Source organism: Rhizobium sp. BK060, from assembly GCF_014193145.1.
Classification (GTDB): Bacteria; Pseudomonadota; Alphaproteobacteria; order Rhizobiales; family Rhizobiaceae; genus Rhizobium.
Map to the genome: position 1 here is coordinate 46,629 of NZ_JACHYW010000023.1, position 17,296 is coordinate 63,924.

14 protein-coding genes and 1 pseudogene are annotated in these 17,296 nt (G+C 60.0%); 6 read left to right on the forward strand and 9 right to left on the reverse strand.

The annotated features are described in order from the left end of the window. Positions 1–12: 12 nt before the first annotated feature. Positions 13–2,064, reverse strand: a complete 2,052-nt coding sequence (locus tag FHT71_RS22740; RefSeq protein ID WP_183722147.1) for an NAD(+) synthase — start codon at positions 2,062–2,064, stop codon at positions 13–15. 275 nt (positions 2,065–2,339) lie between these two features. On the opposite strand from FHT71_RS22740, the gene FHT71_RS22745 reads away from it, so the two are divergent. Then, complete coding sequence (locus FHT71_RS22745; protein WP_132592969.1) at positions 2,340–3,401, forward strand: NAD/NADP transhydrogenase subunit alpha; 1,062 nt, start codon at positions 2,340–2,342, stop codon at positions 3,399–3,401. Between the two features lie 362 nt (positions 3,402–3,763). Then, positions 3,764–4,795, forward strand: a complete 1,032-nt coding sequence (locus tag FHT71_RS22750) for a porin (RefSeq protein ID WP_132592971.1) — start codon at positions 3,764–3,766, stop codon at positions 4,793–4,795. Between the two features lie 162 nt (positions 4,796–4,957). Here FHT71_RS22750 and FHT71_RS22755 read toward each other — a convergent pair whose 3' ends face one another. After that, positions 4,958–5,452, reverse strand: a complete 495-nt coding sequence (locus tag FHT71_RS22755; RefSeq protein WP_132592973.1) for an Rrf2 family transcriptional regulator — start codon at positions 5,450–5,452, stop codon at positions 4,958–4,960. A gap of 298 nt (positions 5,453–5,750) precedes the next feature. Between FHT71_RS22755 and FHT71_RS22760 the strand changes: the two genes are divergently transcribed. After that, entirely contained in the window at positions 5,751–6,377 is a 627-nt protein-coding gene (locus FHT71_RS22760; protein WP_132592975.1) for a hypothetical protein, read from the forward strand. A gap of 32 nt (positions 6,378–6,409) precedes the next feature. On the opposite strand, the gene FHT71_RS22765 is transcribed toward FHT71_RS22760, so the two are convergent. Continuing rightward, positions 6,410–7,438: a CorA family divalent cation transporter gene (locus FHT71_RS22765; RefSeq protein WP_132592977.1), complete on the reverse strand. Its 1,029-nt coding sequence runs from the start codon at positions 7,436–7,438 to the stop codon at positions 6,410–6,412. Between the two features lie 266 nt (positions 7,439–7,704). Between FHT71_RS22765 and FHT71_RS22770 the strand changes: the two genes are divergently transcribed. From FHT71_RS22770 to FHT71_RS22780, 3 genes are all read left to right on the forward strand, one after another. Next, positions 7,705–8,610 (forward strand): universal stress protein, encoded by a 906-nt coding sequence (locus FHT71_RS22770; protein WP_183722150.1) that lies wholly within the window; start codon positions 7,705–7,707, stop codon positions 8,608–8,610. A gap of 350 nt (positions 8,611–8,960) precedes the next feature. After that, complete coding sequence (locus tag FHT71_RS22775) at positions 8,961–9,698, forward strand: response regulator (RefSeq protein WP_007791399.1); 738 nt, start codon at positions 8,961–8,963, stop codon at positions 9,696–9,698. Then, the gene (locus FHT71_RS22780; protein ID WP_132592981.1) at positions 9,698–11,032 is read left to right on the forward strand and encodes a HAMP domain-containing sensor histidine kinase; all 1,335 of its coding nucleotides are present in this window, start codon (positions 9,698–9,700) and stop codon (positions 11,030–11,032) included. Before FHT71_RS22775 ends, FHT71_RS22780 begins: the two co-directional genes overlap by 1 nt. 418 nt (positions 11,033–11,450) lie before the next feature. Here FHT71_RS22780 and FHT71_RS22785 read toward each other — a convergent pair whose 3' ends face one another. From FHT71_RS22785 to FHT71_RS22810, 6 genes and pseudogenes are all read right to left on the reverse strand, one after another. After that, positions 11,451–12,503, reverse strand: coding sequence for an alpha/beta hydrolase (locus FHT71_RS22785; protein WP_132592983.1), 1,053 nt, complete (start codon positions 12,501–12,503; stop codon positions 11,451–11,453). A gap of 173 nt (positions 12,504–12,676) precedes the next feature. Next, entirely contained in the window at positions 12,677–13,309 is a 633-nt protein-coding gene (gene maiA, locus FHT71_RS22790) for a maleylacetoacetate isomerase (protein ID WP_132592985.1), read from the reverse strand. 11 nt (positions 13,310–13,320) lie between these two features. Next, positions 13,321–13,503, reverse strand: coding sequence for a hypothetical protein (locus FHT71_RS22795; protein ID WP_132592987.1), 183 nt, complete (start codon positions 13,501–13,503; stop codon positions 13,321–13,323). Between the two features lie 232 nt (positions 13,504–13,735). Further along, complete coding sequence (gene msrA, locus FHT71_RS22800; RefSeq protein ID WP_132592989.1) at positions 13,736–14,476, reverse strand: peptide-methionine (S)-S-oxide reductase MsrA; 741 nt, start codon at positions 14,474–14,476, stop codon at positions 13,736–13,738. A 13-nt stretch (positions 14,477–14,489) separates the two neighbouring features. Next, entirely contained in the window at positions 14,490–16,256 is a 1,767-nt protein-coding gene (locus tag FHT71_RS22805) for a cytochrome c biogenesis protein DipZ (protein ID WP_183722153.1), read from the reverse strand. Positions 16,257–16,390: 134 nt separating this feature from the next. Then, positions 16,391–17,067: pseudogene (locus FHT71_RS22810) on the reverse strand (type 1 glutamine amidotransferase domain-containing protein). Positions 17,068–17,296 lie beyond the last annotated feature (229 nt).

A 17,296-nucleotide genomic window follows, 5' to 3' on the forward strand; every position in this document is an offset into this window, starting at 1 on the left:
GCACTCTTTGGCCTAGCCCTTTACGTCAGGAACATTGGCTTTCAATTCCTTCAGCCATATCCGGGCGTTACCGTCTGATGGTGCACGCCAATCCCCACGTGGAGACAGCGAACCGCCAGACGTCACTTTCGGGCCATTCGGCGATGCCGACCGCTTGAACTGGCTGATCGTAAAGAACCGGAACAGGAAAACCTCCATCCAGTGCTTGATCACAGGCAGATCGAAGCTGCGGCGCTTGTCGGCAGGGAAATGCGGCGGCCAGACGCCTGCCTCGGCATCCCGCCAGGCATTGTAGGCGAGGAAGGCGATCTTCGATGGGCGAAGGCCGAAACGCGTCGTGTAGTAAAGCGCGAAGTCATGCAAATCATATGGCCCGATCTTGTCCTCCGTGCTCTGCATGACGCCGTTCTCATCGGCGGGAACCAGTTCGGGCGAAATCAGCGTGCCAAGAATACTCTCCAATGTCGCATTTGCTTTCGCATCGAAATCACCGGAACGGATCACCCAGCGGATCAGGTGCTGGATCAAGGTCTTGGGCACCGATGCATTGACGTTGTAGTGGCTCATCTGGTCGCCGACGCCGTAGGTCGACCATCCGAGACCGATTTCCGACAGGTCTCCCGTACCGAGCACCAGCGCATTGCGCTGGTTTGCGGCACGAAACAGGAAGTCCGTGCGCAGGCCGGCTTGAACATTTTCGAAGGTCGTATCGTAGACCGGCTTGCCACCTGCGAATGGATGCTTCAGGTCCTTCAACAACTGCAGCGCCAACGGCCTTATGTCGACTTCCTCCGCGGTGACGCCCATGCTCCGCATCAGCGCCCAGGCGTTCGACTTGGTTGCGTCGCCCGTCGCGAATCCCGGCATGGTGAAACAAAGAATGTCTGAGCGCGGCCAGCCGAGCTGGTCGAAGGCGCGCGCCGCAACGAGCAGCGCATGGGTGGAATCGAGACCGCCCGAAATACCGATGCAAAGCCGCTTGATGCCCGTCGAGCGCAGCCGCTTCATCAGCCCCTGCACCTGGATGTTGAATGTTTCGTAGCAATCCTGATCGAGGCGGCTTTCATCAGCCGGCACGAAGGGGAAGCGCGCAACGTCGCGCTTCAGGCCGATATCGCCTTTCGGCTTCCTGAACTGGAACGCTACCCACCGGAATTCATACCCCGCCGTAAGGTTGAGCGTCGCCGCATCATTGAACGTGCCGGTCCGCAACCGCTCGAGCCGCAACCGCTCGACATCGATATCTGCCACGCACATCTGCGACGTCGTCGGGAAGCGATCGGTTTCGGCAAGGAGGCTGCCAAGTTCGTAGATGCAGGCCTGACCATCCCATGCGAGATCAGTCGTTGATTCGCCCGGGCCGGCGGCCGAATAGACATAGGCCGACAGGCTGCGCGCCGATTGCGCCGAGCACAGAAGCTTGCGCGTGTCGGCCTTTCCAACCGTTATGTTGCTGGCCGAAAGGTTGGCGAGGATCAACGCACCTGCCAGCGCGCCGAAATCGCTTGGTGGCGCCGGAGCCCAGAGATCTTCGCAAATCTCGATATGGAAAATGAAATCGTCCATATCCTCGGCTGCGAAGATGAGATCCGTGCCGAATGGCACCTTCTCGCCGGCGACACGAATACTTTCGCCGCGGACGCTTCGTCCGGACGCGAACCAGCGCTTCTCGTAGAACTCGCGATAGTTCGGGAGGTGCATCTTCGGAACGACACCGAGGACACGGCCCGCATGAATGGCGACAGCGCAATTGTAGAGCCGCCCGCCGGTCTGCAGCGGCGCACCGACTAGAAGTACCGGCGTGAGATCGCGACTTGCGCGGACAACCTCGGCGATCGCAGCATCCACAGCCTTGAGAAGCGCGTCCTGCCCCAAAAGGTCGTCGATCGCGTAGCTCGAGATCCCGAGTTCGGGGAACACCATGAGGCCAACGCCCTCGGCATGTCCCTGGCGCGCCAGCTCCAATGTTGCCTGTGCATTGAAATCGGGATCGCCGATCTCGCAATTCGGCGTACAGGCCGCAACGCGGACAAAACCTTGATCATAAACCGAATAGAAATTCACCAATGCCTCCAGCAGCCAAGCACCTCATGACTGACCATTACATCCAAATGCCTCCAGGCAAAACCTGATCTCGCACTGCGAACAGCCTTATTCGACATCGCTCATGCAAGCTGCAAACAGTATCCTGTAAAATGAAGGGCTTACCAACAGTTGCGAAAAGGGAAAGCCCGCGAAACTGCCCAAATCAAAATTACAAAACTGTCATAAAACTATGGAAGAACCAGCCTATATCGCTCGCGCGCCACAGTTCGATTTACCCTCTTCCAGAGCGATGAATGTCTAACCTTATCCGCGTCCGCGCCGGGCTGCTTCGGGAAACACATCCCGGTGAGCGTCGCGTTGCGTTGACGCCGGACGATGTGCGGCGCCTTTCCGAGCGTATGTCGATTCGTTTCGAGCGCGGCTGCGGCGTCGGCGCTGGCCACGCCGACGACGCCTATATCGTCGCGGGGGCCGAGCCCGCCGAGTTCGCTGACATGGTGTCCTCATCGGATATATTCGTCAGTGTGCGACAACCGGCAGCCACGCGGATTTTCCCAGCGACAGCGGTTCTGATTTTCCTTGGCTCGAACGCAGCACCGGTGGCCGGTGTGCCAGCTGGACAACGGCCGCTCCATCTCGACGTTGCCAGGCTTGCCGGGATGCAGGGCATCAAGGGTGCGGACATTTCATCGAGGCAGGCAACAATTACCGGCCACGCCGCCGTACTGGAAGCGGCCAGGCAGTTCGGCATTTCGCATCCGATGCTGATGGTGGACGGAAGCTTTGTCCGGCCGGTCAAAATGGCCGCTTTGGGCAGCGACGCTGCAAGCCTGCAGGCACTGGCCACCGCGCGCCGCCTCGGCGCCTTGACCCATGGCTTCAGCCTTGCCAAGGATTCGCAGGAGAAAATCGAACGGCTCGGTGCCAAATTCCTCGGCATGTCCTCGGAGTTGGCACGGCTTCGCCACGAGCTTTCCGTTCCTCTGTCCAAGATGCAATTGATCACGACCAACGTCGTGATTCCCGGTCAAACTCCCCCCGTACTGTTTGACGAGGACATGCTTTCGCGGCTGAGGCCGGGAACGGTCGTTGTCGATCTCGCTGCCGAAAATGGCGGGAATTGCGCGCTGACGCGAACCGACGAAACCATCAACGTCTTCGGCATTCGAATCATCGGCTCCACGATACTTGCGAGCGACGAGGCTGCCGAGGCGAGCCGGCACTTCAGTGATGGATTGAGAAATCTGCTGGAATACTTGATCGACGAGCATGGCGTTCTCAGGCTCGACTCCGGTGATCCCGTGGTGGCCGCGCTCACAGATAAAGCGAATCCAATGAGGCGCGCTTTACGATGATTCCGGCACGCGACTGAAGAAAGGATGTACGCAACCGCATGACGAAATGCTGCGGCGCAACATTGTTATCCGGATAACATCAACTACAAAAACGTGTTTAGTAACAATCAGTTATAGCCTGCGGTAGCAAACGCATCCTTGCGCAAGAATCGACAGTTGCCTTTGTGCAACACCGGATTTCCGCCTTGCAGCAAAACTCAATTTTGACTGTATCTATTATTGATACATTTAATCGGAAATGTAATTTGGCGCCGCGGACGTACCGCGTTTCCCGCAAGGGCTTGTACGAAACAATTTGGGGTAGGTAGAGCCGGCTTCGGCAATGATGACCTGTGCCCAATCGACAGAAGATTGGACTGATTATGAACATTAAGATGATCCTCATGAGCTCGGCGGCAGCCTTGGCTGCTGTCTCGAGCGCGCAGGCTGCTGACGCTATCGTTGCTGCTGAACCGGAACCGGTTGAATACGTCCGCGTCTGCGACGCTTACGGCAGCGGCTACTTCTACATCCCGGGCACGGAAACCTGCCTGAAGATCAGCGGTTACATCCGATTCCAAGTCAACGCTTCCCCTAATGCTGTAACGGGCGGCGCTTCCACTTCCGGCACCTCTGACTGGGATGCCGTTACCCGCGGTCAGCTCCAGTTCACTGCCAAGAGCGACACCGAATACGGTCCGCTGACGGGTGTCATCGTTCTTCAGACAAATGCCGACAATGCGTCCGGACAGATCGCAAAGCTCGACTCGGCTTACATCGACATCGCCGGCATCCGCGCCGGTCTGTTCTACAGCTGGTGGGACGATGGCTTGTCTGGCGAAACGGACGACATCGGCAGCAAGGTTACGCTGCATAACTCGATCCGTTATCAGTACGAAGCCGACAACTTCTACGCTGGCATCAGCGTTGACGAGCTGGAAGACGGCTACTACAGCGCCGGCGAACAGCCGAACAACGTTGGCGTAGCAATCGGCATCGGCGGCAAGGCCGGCGTATTCGGCTACCAGATCACGGCCGGCTACGACACCGACAACGAAGAAGGCGCCGTTCGCGCCATGGGTACCGTCGCTATCGGCCCAGGCACCCTCGGCCTCGCAGGCGTCTACTCCAGCGGCCCGAACTCCTACTATCAGGCTGCCGAATGGGCTATCGCCGCTGAATACGCCATCAACGCTACCGACAAGCTGAAGATCACCCCAGCCGCCCAGTACTACGGCAACTACGGCATCGTCGCTGGCGATTTCAACGACAACAACGACGCCTGGAAGGTTGGTCTGACGGTTGACTATCAGATCGTCGACAACCTCTATGCCAAGGCGACCGTGAATTACCTCGATCCGGACCAGGGCAACGACGTAACGTCGGGCTTCTTCCGCCTCCAGCGCGCATTCTAATCAGAAGCGGCGCCGCGTTTTCGCCTCTCTCTGCGGCTATAGTTGCGCGGCGAGGCAGCGCGGCGCGGCGCTTGACGTTTCTGATCAGATTGACCTCCGATCAGTTAGGAGGGGTGGCTCGGGTTCCCTGCCCGGGCCGCCCCTTTCATTTTGAGGATGAAGCTATTCGGCGGCGTGGCGATCGCGCACGAGGCCGGCGTCCACCGGCTGCGGATGGCCGGCAGCTTTCTGCGCCTCGAGGCGGCGTAGCTCCGCCACGCTGTCTTCGATGGTCACCGAGCCAAGCATGTCGACGACGGCCTGCTCGGCTCGATCGCAAAGAAACTCCGAGAGATCGCCGATATTCTCGCCCACAAGGCCCTCATGCGGAATGTCGTGCCGGGTCTCCCAGATCTTCTTGTCGCCAGTCACGGCAGCATAGATCTGGCTGAGCAATATCTGGTCGCGCGCTCGTGCCAAGCGAATGCCGCCCTTGCCGCCCTGGGCGGTGGCGAGGATGCCGCCTTCATTGAGCGGCAACAGCAGCTTGCGCACGAAGCTGGCGCTTGTATCGAGCCCTTGCGCAAGTGATCGGCTTGTGGTGCGCAGATTTGCCTCGTCGTTGACGGCCACACTGATGACAATCTGTAAAGCAGTCGAAAAGCGCGTGTCGATCATGCTGAGCTGGGCCTTGCGTCTGAAGCCAGAGATCACAGATATTTGCCGCGCGAATTCATTGTCAAGAACGCTTGGTTGAAATCACGGCGACGTGACTGAAGCCTGGGGTAAGGCTCGCACATCGGCGACGCACCGCGAAATGAAGTCGAAGCCCAGGGTAATGGGGCCGTAGCCGCTTCAGACCATCCAGCTTCTGACCATCCAGCTACAGTGACCCATCACGCGATTTCGATTTTACGCCGGCACTTACCTGCAATACGCTTCGCCTCGCTAGAAACTTCAACCAGGGAGAGACGCCATGAGACGTAGGTTTGCCTATATCGCGGCCGCTTTGGCCTTTTCAGCAGTTGGGGTCCATGCTCAAGACACCTCCATGAGCTTCTTCGTGACCAGTGTAAATCCGGGCAAGGGCGGCGATCTTGGCGGCCTCGCCGGTGCCGACGCATACTGCAATACGCTTGCCACGGCCGCCGGCGTGACCGGCAAGACCTGGAAAGCCTATCTGTCTACCGACGCTGAAAACGCAAAGGATCGCATCGGTTCCGGGCCGTGGCACAACGCCAAGGGCGAAAAAGTCGCCGACGACGTGGCCTCGCTGCACAGCGACAAAAACAACCTGACCAAGCAGACCGCCCTGAACGAGAAGGGTGAAGTCATTAGTGGCCGCGGCGATACGCCGAACCGACACGACATCCTGACCGGCTCGAAAGCCGACGGTACTGCCGCGCCGGAAACATGCGGCAACTGGACGATGGGCGGCGAAGAGGGTGCCGCGATCGTAGGTCACAGCGACCGAACGGGCCTGAACGACTCCGCGGAAGCCAAATCATGGAATTCCTCGCACGCGACACGCGGCGGCTGCACGGTCAAGGCCTTCAACGGGACCGGAGGTGACGGCCTGTTCTACTGCTTCGCAGCCAATTGACGGCAAGGGATTACGGGACGGCGGATGGCTGGCTAAAGCCAGCCGATCCGCCGAAGCAGCCAGAGCGTCGCTACCGATGTGACCGTCACAAACACGACGATGATGACGAACGCCCAGGTGTCGTTGACCCCCGGAATGCCTCCGACGTTCATCCCGAACAAGCCGGCCACCACGCTCGGCGGCAGCAGCAGCGCCGCCAGCGCCGCCAGCCGGTTGGAGTTGCGCGCAATGCGCTCGCTGATCACCGTCGAGAGGTCGTCGTGCAGGATGCCCGTGCGGTCGCGGATAGCGTCGAGGTATTCAATGAAGCGCATCAGCTTGTCGATCACCTCGCGCATCCGCAGCTTGTCGCGTTCAAACAGCCATGGTGCGTCATCATGCTCGATGCGGTTCAAAGCATCGCGTTGCGGCGCAAGGTAGCGGCGAAGCTGCACGGAGCGCCGGCGCAAGAGCTTGAGGCGCTCGCGGACCTCGCTTGCCTCACCGTGAAAGATCATTTCGTCAAGTTCGTCCACCTCCTCATCCATGGAGTCTAGTACGGGCTCCAGGTCACGGACGAGCTTGTCGCCGATCAGCGCCAAAAGATCCCCGGTGCGATGCGGGCCCTTGCCTTTTTCTAGCGCCAGGCGAATGTCGCGAAGTGCGGTGATGTAATGGCCGCTGTCGCGTAGCGAGATGACTTTGTTGGCGTCGACCCACATGTGAAGCGGCACGAGATCGATGTCGGTCTGTTTCTCCGGCTCTTCGTCCGGCGCAGTCGCACATACGCCGCGAAGGATGATCAACAGGCCATCGTCGACTGGCTCGACGCGCGGCCGCGTCTCCTCTTCCAGAAGCGCTTCCGTCACGAAGCTATCGAGGCCACTTTCCCCCTTGACCCAATCGGCCGCCGCTGCATGGTCTCGCTCCAAATGCAGCCAGATGATCCCATCGTCCGGCTTCCATCGTCGTGCTTGGGCAATGTCCAGCTGCCTGCAGCCGCCCTGCCCATCCAAGAGCAGGGCGAAGCGCAATCCGGGCTCCGCGCCGTAACTCAGCCTAGAGACAACTGTCCTCTCCATCGCGCACCGCATACAAGCCAGAGGGAACCCAAAAATGCAGCCAACACAAAAGCTTGGCAACCCAAAATTCTAACAGGTCGCGATCAGGGCGCAAGACCGCCAGAAACATCACCATCGATATCCCGCAGCCTATGATGCGACGCTCATCCAGCCGACGAATTCTCAAATAGGTCGGCCTTCGTCTGCCGAGACGATTTCAACAACGACCATATTGGCGTATTATTCCCGAGTAACTTTGCGAGGCCGATCCAAGAAGGAGGGCCAGCTTGACCACGACAACCAGCGATCACCAAAATCGGTCACAAGGCTTCAACGCACCTAGCCCAGGCGCAGCGCCGCGTAACGTTCGTGACCTCACCCAGGATGCCGATATTATCGTGCTGCTGCCCGATCCAGCCTCGGCACAGTCCTGCCTCGATCTGGCCGACGACGCGGCCGATGCCGTGCAGGATAGCATCGCCGCCGTACATATCGGTGCCGACCCACTGGCGATGCTTGTGTCGGCTGAGGAAATCGAATTGCAGATGCTGCGGGACCTCGAGGAAGGATCGACGCACGAGCGGTTCGAGCACGTCAAGCGGCTCTTCGGCGAATGGAAACTCGGCGCTCCTCACCGGCAAAGCCTAGTGCTCGGCGATTGCCAGGGTGACCTGCGCCGCTGCGTGGGCGACGTCTGTCAGAATGCGTCGCTTGTCATCGCGCCCTACAGGGGCAATCTCGATGCGCGTGATGTCTTTCACAATGTCCTTTTTCATGAAGGCAAGCTTGTGCTCGTCCCACCGGCCGGTGGCTACCGCGGACGTCTGTTGGACCATGTCCTGATCGGCTGGAAGCCGCATGACCACGCGCGGCGCACAATGGTTGCAGCAAGGCGCTGGCTCCTTGCCGCCAACCGCATCACCGTCCTCTGCGTCGACGACAAGCCGAACAGGCACTACGAGACCACCGCGAGGCAAATCTGCCGTCAGCTGGGACTCGATGCCGAGATCGTCGTGACCTCGTCAACAGGCCGCTCGGTCGGCAACACGATTCTCGACTTTGGAGCATCGGTGAACGCGACCTGCATTCTGATCGGCGCGTTCAAGCACGGCTATCTGCTCGAATTGCTTCTCGGCCGCGTCACCTATCGCCTGCTGTCGCATGCCACTGTTCCCCTGCTGATGAGCCATTGATAGAGCGGCGAAGCGCACTATCGACGGAACTCCGATATTGCAGAGAATGCCGTCGACGGCAGCTTTCGGGTCATTATCGACATCGAAGTTTGTATTGATCTACCTCGCCATTTGGAATGTGCTTTGATAGACGTCGCAATCAAAGAGGGCGATCACCGCCCGAACTCGTGATCGCGGCTTCGGCTGCCGGCCCGCCATGGGTTCGATCGGACAGCCTTTCAAAATGCAGACATTGTATCCGAATGTATCCAACGAACCGCAGGATACGGCAACATGCAAGCCCGGATGCCGCAAACATACGGCGGATACATCAAGGGCGTCACTAACAGTGCAACAAGGAAGATCGCGCGATGGAGCACATCGACCACATCCTGATCGTCGATGACGATCGCGAAATAAGGGAGCTCGTATCGAGCTACCTGCAGAAGAATGGCCTGCGCGTCACCGCCGTTGCCGACGGGCGGCATATGCGTTCCTTCCTCGAAGCAAATTCAGTCGATCTCATCATCCTGGATGTTATGATGCCCGGCGACGACGGCCTCGTTCTGAGCCGCGAGTTGCGTGCCGGCCGACACAAGGCCATTCCCATCGTCATGCTGACGGCCCGCACCGACGAAATGGATCGCATCATCGGTCTCGAGATGGGTGCGGACGACTACCTCGCCAAGCCATTTTCGGCGCGCGAATTGCTGGCCCGCATCAAGGCTGTCCTTCGGCGCACCCGGATGTTGCCCCCCAATCTGCAGGTGTCGGAAGCCGGCCAGCTGCTGAGCTTCGGCAAGTGGAAGCTCGACACGACGGCACGCCATCTCGTCGATTCTGATGGGACGGTGATCGCACTCAGCGGCGCCGAATATCGCCTGCTGCGCGTCTTCATCGACCATCCCCAGCGCGTGCTCAACCGCGACCAGCTTCTCAACCTGACGCAGGGCCGCGACGCTGAGCTTTTCGACCGTTCGATCGACCTTCTCGTCAGCCGTGTCCGCCAGCGCCTCGGCGACGATGCCCGAGAGCCGACCTACATCAAGACGGTCCGCAGCGAGGGCTATGTCTTTTCCATGCCGATCGAGATCACCGAGGCCCGCTGATGGCGACGCACGCCCTTCTGAATGGATTTCGTCTGTGGCCGCGCACTCTCGGAGCGCGGCTATTTCTTATCCTGCTTGCGGGTCTCGCGATCGCGCATGCCATGTCGTTCACGGTGCTGTTCTTCGAGCGCTATACGGCGGCAAAGTCGGTGATGTTCAACACCCTCGAAAACGATATCTCGACCTCGATCGCCATCCTTGATCGCCTCCGACCGGATGAGCGCGCGGACTGGCTCGATCGCCTTGATCGGGGAAGCTACAGATTTGTTCTTGGGCCGGGCTTGCCGGGACAGCCCGCGTTCGACGCGCGCAGCACCGAACTTGCCGCCAAAATTCGGGCGGCGATCGGGCCGAAATATCCGATCACGGTCGAAACCATCCCCGGCCCGAACTTTCGCCTCCAGGCGCATTTGGCCCTCAGCGATGGCACGCCCTTGACGATCGACGTCAATCCCGCTGGCGTCATGCCTCTCGCCGACTGGCTGCCCTATGTGCTCGTCACACAACTCGCCTTGCTGGTGCTCTGCAGCTGGTTTGCCGTGCACCAGGCCATTCGCCCTCTCGTCAATCTCGCAAGAGCCGCGGACACGCTCGATCCGAATGTGAAGGCCCCTCGCCTCAGCGAGACAGGGCCAAGCGAAGTCGCCTATGCCGCAACCGCCTTCAACGCAATGCGCGAGCGCATCGCCCAATATCTCGAGGAGCGCGTACAGATACTCGCGGCCATATCGCACGATCTGCAAACACCAATCACCCGTATGAAGCTCAGGGCTGAGATGGCCGAGGATTTCGGTGATAGAGACAAGTTGATGCAGGATCTCGCCGAGATCGAACGCCTCGTCAAGGAAGGTGTCGCCTATGCTCGCAGCGCCCATGGCAATGTCGAGAAAGCCTCGCGCATCGACCTGTCTTCCTTCATCGAGAGCCTTGTCTACGATTATCAGGACACCGGCAAGGACGTTGCGATAACGGAGATGCGTGGCGGCGCGATCATGACACGGCCGCACGCCTTGAGGCGCGTTCTGGCCAATCTCATCGACAACGCGCTGAAGTTCGGCGGCAGCGCTGAGATCGAAGTGGAACGTCGGGCCGACGAGGCCATCGTCATCAGGGTGATGGATCATGGGCCCGGCATTCCCGATCACCAGCTGGAAGCCGTCCTCAAGCCATTCTTCCGCCTTGAGCAGTCGCGTAATCGCGACACCGGCGGAACCGGGCTTGGCCTCGCCATTGCTGTACAGCTGGCGACCGCGATCGGTGCATCGCTGACGCTGCGCAATCGGGACGGCGGCGGCCTTGTGGCCGAAATCGCCATCAATCAAACGGCGGCTTGAATTACGCACCGTCGGCACTGTGGAAAAAGCGGCAACCCTTGACGGCCGCCGCCGCTCAACAACGGTCATCCGCGTATCAGGGAGTCCCGCCAAGAACTGCCGTTTCTGGATGGCGTCCCCTGAGATGTACCAGGTGATGGCCAAGCCGACGATATCCGTCCTCATCGCAACGTCCCTGAGGAGACGGATGACGGTCTCCGGCTCCAGGCGACCTCGCGGTACGCCATCAAGAAATCCCGGCGGAACGTCCTCCCTGTTGGCGATCTCGGGGATACATAGGCCCGTCGAGACTACTCCAACAGCGGTTATGGGCCGACAGCTGCGGTTGGTAGGATTTGCCACGAACACCGCAGAATTCAAACCAAAGTGAAATCGGAGGACGTCGCGGTCAACCGCCGCGCTGTCGCCGGGAAAACGATTAGAAGCGATCGACGTCAACCACGGCTTGGGCAAAGGCTTGCGGCGCCTCTTGTGGCAGGTTGTGACCGATACCGCCGGTGATCAGCCGGTGTTCGTACTCTCCCGAGAACTTCTTGGCATACGCCTCCGGCTGCGGATGAGGCGCCCCATTGGCATCGCCTTCCAGCGTGATAGCAGGCACGCCAATGACCGGGAACTTGGCCAGCCGCGCTTCGAACTCGTCATACTTCCGCTCGCCCTCGGCCGCGCTGATGCGCCAACGGTAGTTGTGGATGGTGATGTCGACGTGATCGGGATTTTGGAGGGCGGCGGCGCTGCGGTCGAACGTCGCGTCGTCGAAATTCCATTTCGGTGACGCAAGCTGCCAGATGAGCTTGGCGAACTCGCTCCGGTATTGCTGATAGCCTTCCCGACCGCGTTCGGTAGCAAAGTAAAACTGATACCACCAGGCAAGCTCGGCCTTCGGCGGCAACGGCGCCTTGTTGGCTTCCTGGCTGCCTATGAGATAACCGCTAACGGAAACCAGCGCCTTGCAACGCTCCGGCCAAAGAGCCGCAATGATGTCGGCCGTCCGGGCTCCCCAATCACAACCAGCGATCAGCGCCTTCTCGATCTTCAGCGCATCCATGAGCGCGACGATATCGGAAGCAATTGCAGACTGCTGACCGTTGCGCATCGTCTTCTCGGAGAGGAATCGCGTCGTGCCGTAGCCACGCAGATGGGGCACAATGACGCGATATCCGGCCGCTGCAAGCAGCGGTGCGACGTCAACATAGGTGTGGATGTCGTAGGGCCAGCCATGCAGGAGAATGACCGGAGGCGCGTCGCTCGCTCCAAGTTCGGCATAACCGACGTTGAGCAGGCCTGCATCGATCTGCTTGATTGTGCCGAAGGACGTGTTGGTGCCTGGCGCGATTGTGGGAATGCGGACGGCAGCCGGCGTCGCCGCTTGTGCAACGCTCGTCCCGATGGCGCCCAGTTGCACGGCAGCGACAGTCAGGGCCGCCACGCCCATGAACCGCCGTCGCTGTTGATTGATTTCCTCAGCCATCGATGTTCTCCAGATTGCGTTAAAGACATTCATAAAAGCCGGTACGCGTGTATATCCAATGTGTGCCCGATGGCGGGAATTGAATGCCGGTGTAGGGATCAGGTCGAGAGATACATTGGTATACATTCGGCCATAACTGAGCGACCTGAGGTGAATGTTCAGCTCACGGACGCTCAGGTTCGGGGGGCCGGGCCATTGTCGGCAAAGGCGGGAATCTCCCGAAGTCTGGCCATAACCGCTGCGATGCGAGGCCACTGGTCGAGCGAAAGGCCAATCCGTTCGGCATTCACCGCCTGCGGGAAAAGACAAATGTCGGCCAGCGACGGCGCATCGCCGGCGGCATATCGACCTGTCTGACGCCGCGCGAGCAATTCATCGACTGCCGTCAGTCCGACGCGGATCCAGTGGCGACTCCAGTCGGCGATGTCCTCGGTGCTGAGGTCTACGCCCCCTAAGTAGGCAGTCACCCGGGGCGGAAGAAGCGGATGGATATCCGCGGCGACCGCCAAGGCGACTGTCCGCGCAAAGGCGCGATCTTCAAGCTTTCCGGGCAGGAGTGGAGGTTCGCGGTAGCGCTCATCGAGATATTCGATAATGGCGAGAGACTGCGTCAGGAGCACGCCTTCATCCGTCAGCAAAGCTGGGACGAGCCCCTGCGGGTTGACCTGCAGATAGTCGGGCTTGCGATTGATGGCATCGGCACCGAGGATACCGATTGTCTCACGCTCGACGTCGAGCCCTTTCAGAGCCAGCGCGATCCTGACACGGGATGCTGCCGACGAAATCTTGTCTTCGAAGAGTTTCATCGTGGATCCCCTCAGTAATTCGCGCGTTGGGGCAGTGCTTTATCGGCCGACGTCGTCACCAAGGCAGCATCGGCTGGAGGCGACAATCGGGAGAAGAGTGCCGCGATCGGGGGTGGTTCACCCGGAGCGGTATCCCAGGCGCAAGGCACAGCGGCCAACGCAAGCATGGCAAAAGTGGTGACTAGAATGCGCATTGCTTTCTCCTCAATTGCTTGGTCCGTTTAAGCCAATCCCGGCAAGCTGTGATTTTTCCGGCGAGCGGATTGAATTCAGCCTGATGGCTGCGCGTATCCCGAATGTGTTCGGACGCGGTGAGAACTGTATCGCTGTGTAGGCGCGGGCTGGTTCGACCGACCCCCGATCCCGAATTGTATTGACCCTCCATATGCCGCAGGCGACATCCCCACAGCATCGCTGTGGCCAAAGTCAGCCTGCCTGCTCTGCAACGAGAACTGGACGCTCCCGGTACTGCACCGGGAAAAGCCGCTTCAGTGCTTCGATCTTGGGCTGCTCGTAGATGTAGACATAGGGCTGGCTGGGATTGTTGTAGACGTAGTCCTGGTGATAGGCCTCGGCGCGATAGAACGTCTTCCCGATTTCGATTGAAGTCGCAATCGGGCGACCAAACGCGCCTTCCTTGCCTAGTTGCGCAACGTAGTCGGAAGCGACCTTTGCCTGTTCGTCGCTCAGCGGAAAGATCGCCGAGCGGTACTGTTTCCCGACGTCGGGCCCTTGCTGATCCACCTGCGTCGGGTCGTGAACCACGGAGAAGAAGATCTGCAGCAACTGACCGTAGGTGATCTGCTTCGGATTGAAGACGATCTCCACCGCCTCCGCATGATCGGTCTGCCCGGTCTCGGTTATCTCGTAGGTCGCAGTCGCGGCACTCCCGCCGGCATACCCTGCCGTGGCGCTCACAACGCCGGCAACATGCTGAAACGCCCCTTGCACGCCCCAGAAGCAGCCGCCGGCAAGCACCAGCGATTGCATTCCGGATGTCGCGGCTACGTCATGCAGGGCCGGGGGAACGGGCCTGGCCTCTTCAGGCGCCGATCCGCCAGTCAATTTCAGTGCAAGGCCGCCGCCACCGATCACCGCCAGGGCCACAAGACCGAGGCGCGCGATGCGACCCAGCGGCGACAAACGGGTTTTTTCTCGAGTTTTCATGATCCTGTCCCTTTCATCCGAAGGTAAAGACGAATGCTTCGACACCGGGATCGAGGAATCGGATCTCGAAGGTCCGTTCCCGTACGTCTTTCGACTGGCGCACCAGTTGGTAGAGGCGCGTTTCTGAAACGGTACCGTTGCCTTCGGCGTCAATATCCGAGCCGTGGTCTACCCCCGGCGCTGCGCCATCCACCGTCACCTGGAAGCGGACTTTCTTGCCGCCCGTTCCAGGCCCAAGGACGAGATGGAGATCCCGTGCACTAAACCGGTAGGTGATGCCTCCACCGACCTGCTCAAGCGAGGCCTGCTCGCCCCCTACGGTCCACTTGCCCGATAGACCCCATTCATCGAGGCTTGGTTTTCCCACCGTGTAATCACGTGCAACGTCTGCTCCGACCCCTTCCGGCGAGATGAAGTTCGCAGCTCGGAGATAACCGATATAGGATTCGCCGGACTGCAGCCGCGCGAGGTCGGGCGCCGCTTCGGCACCTGTGGCGTTCAGCACGACAGTAGCGGTGTCAACCCTTTTGCTGCCTGCGGCGTCCGCCAGCAGATCCTGGATCAGCCGTTCGGATTGTTCGTAGTCTCCCTCGCCGAACTGCGTGTGCCGAATCTGGCCTTTCGCATCGATGAAATAGTGAGCCGGCCAGTAGTTGTTGCCGAATGCCCGCCAGATCTTGAAGTTGTTGTCGATCGCGACGGGATAGCCGATCTGGAACTTGTCGATCGCCTGACGGACATTGTCGATCCGCTTTTCGAAGGCAAATTCGGGGGAATGGACGCCGATCACGACAAGGCCCTGGTCCCGGTACTTCTCCGCCCATGCCCGAAGGTAAGGGATCGTTCGAATGCAGTTAATGCAGGAGTAGGTCCAGAAATCGACCAGAACAACCTTGCCGCGCAATTCTTCGGCCGTGAGCGGCTTCGAGTTCAACCATTCCACAGCACCGTCAAGCGACTGGAAGCGGCCCAGCACCGGCAAGTCGCTCTGGTATCCCTTGCGCGCATCACTCGCAGCGAGTGCCATCGCATTGCCTGCCGGCTTCCCAGCAGTACCGCCAGCGCCGCGCAGCCTGTCCAGCAGCGACTGCTCGATGCCGGTGCTGCTGGCATAGGAGAGACGCGCCAGCAGTCCGGTATCGAGCCCGAGCGCGATGGCCGTGACGCCGACCAGGACGGCAACGCCAAGGCCCTGCCGCACACGCTCGCCGACGCCGAGCGATCGCTTCATCGCGGCAAACACCTTCTCCCCGGCAAGAACAGCCATTGCGAGCGAGGTAGCGGCACCTGCGGCGTAAGCCGTCAGCAGGAGCGTGGTCTGCACGTTTGCCCCTTGCAGGGCGGCGCCGGTGAGGACCAGTCCGAGGATCGGGCCGGCGCAGGGCGCCCAAAGAAGACCGGTTGCGACGCCGAGAAGGAAGGAGGTGCCGACACTCCCCTTCTTCCCGCTCGCTTGCTGCGACAAGCGGCTGCCCAGCGCCACGGCTGGCCGCGTTACCACCGCCGCGATACGCGGCGAAAGCAGCGTCACGCCGAAGCCGGCAATCAATGCAATGGCAACGTATCGGCCGATTTCGTTCGCATGCACTGCCCAGCTTCCGCCGACCGCGGCAAGCGTTGCCACGCCCGCGAAGGTCACGATCATGCCGATCAGCATCGGCAGGATGCTTCTTGTAAACGGCTGACCTGCTCGTGACAGCACGAATGGCAGGACCGGAAGAATGCAGGGGCTGACGATGGTCAGCACCCCTGCTAGATAGGCGATCAGAAATAGGATCATTGTCATCCCTTGCAGTTAACCAATGCTCGCGCACTGGTCGTTGATGGTGACTGCAGGGGATCAGTCCGAAGTATCCCGGATGTGTCGCGTTCCGCCGGATTTGTATCAGAATGCAACCGACGCCAACCACGGGTTCAACCGTCCAAGAGCTTCAGCAGTTTCTTGGCAGCCGAGCCTGATGAAGCCGGGTTCTGCCCCGTGATCAGCCGCCCGTCGACAATCGTAAAATCGATCCAATCGCCGGCTTTCTCGTAGTGCCCGCCTAAACGCTTCAACTCATCCTCGACGAGAAAGGGCACGACCTCGGTGAGATGGACAGCCTCTTCCTCGCTGTTGGCAAAGCCGGTGACGCGCTTGCCCTTGACGAGGGGCTGCCCCTGGTAGGTTACCCTTCTTAGGACGCCGGGGGCGTGACACACCAAGGCGATCGGCTTACTCGCATTGTAGAAATTTTCGATCAGGGCAATCGAGTCCTGGTCGTTGACGAGATCCCACATCGGGCCGTGGCCACCGGGATAGAAGACCGTGGCGAAACCATCCGCTTTAACCTCGCTTAGCCGTACGGTGTTTGCAAGCTCCTTTTGAGCTGCCGGATCGCCCTTGAAGCGTGCCATCGCCCCGTCTGGTTGGCTGGCTCGTCGCTCTTCGGATCGATCGGCGGCTGCCCTCCTTTCGGCGACGCCAAGGTGATGTCGGCACCCGCATCCTTGAACACATAGTAAGGTGCAGCGAACTCCTCGAGCCAGAAGCCCGTCGGCTTGCCGGTATTCCCGAGCTGATCATGCGATGTCAAAACCATCAGGATCTTCATCGTCAGTCTCCCTTTGTTGAGCGAACGCAAGAGGCGGCTTGGCCGGTTATCCTCGCACCCGCGAGCACTTCGCACCCCAGGCTCTCGTCATCGAACCTTGAACAGCTGCCGGCTTACCCAACAGATAGAGCGGTAGCGCAACCTGTCTTGCTTCACCTCTCCGTATTTACTTCCTGCCGATTTCGGGTGAATACTTGCCGCCGGACAATCACTATTCCGCGAGGCGGCA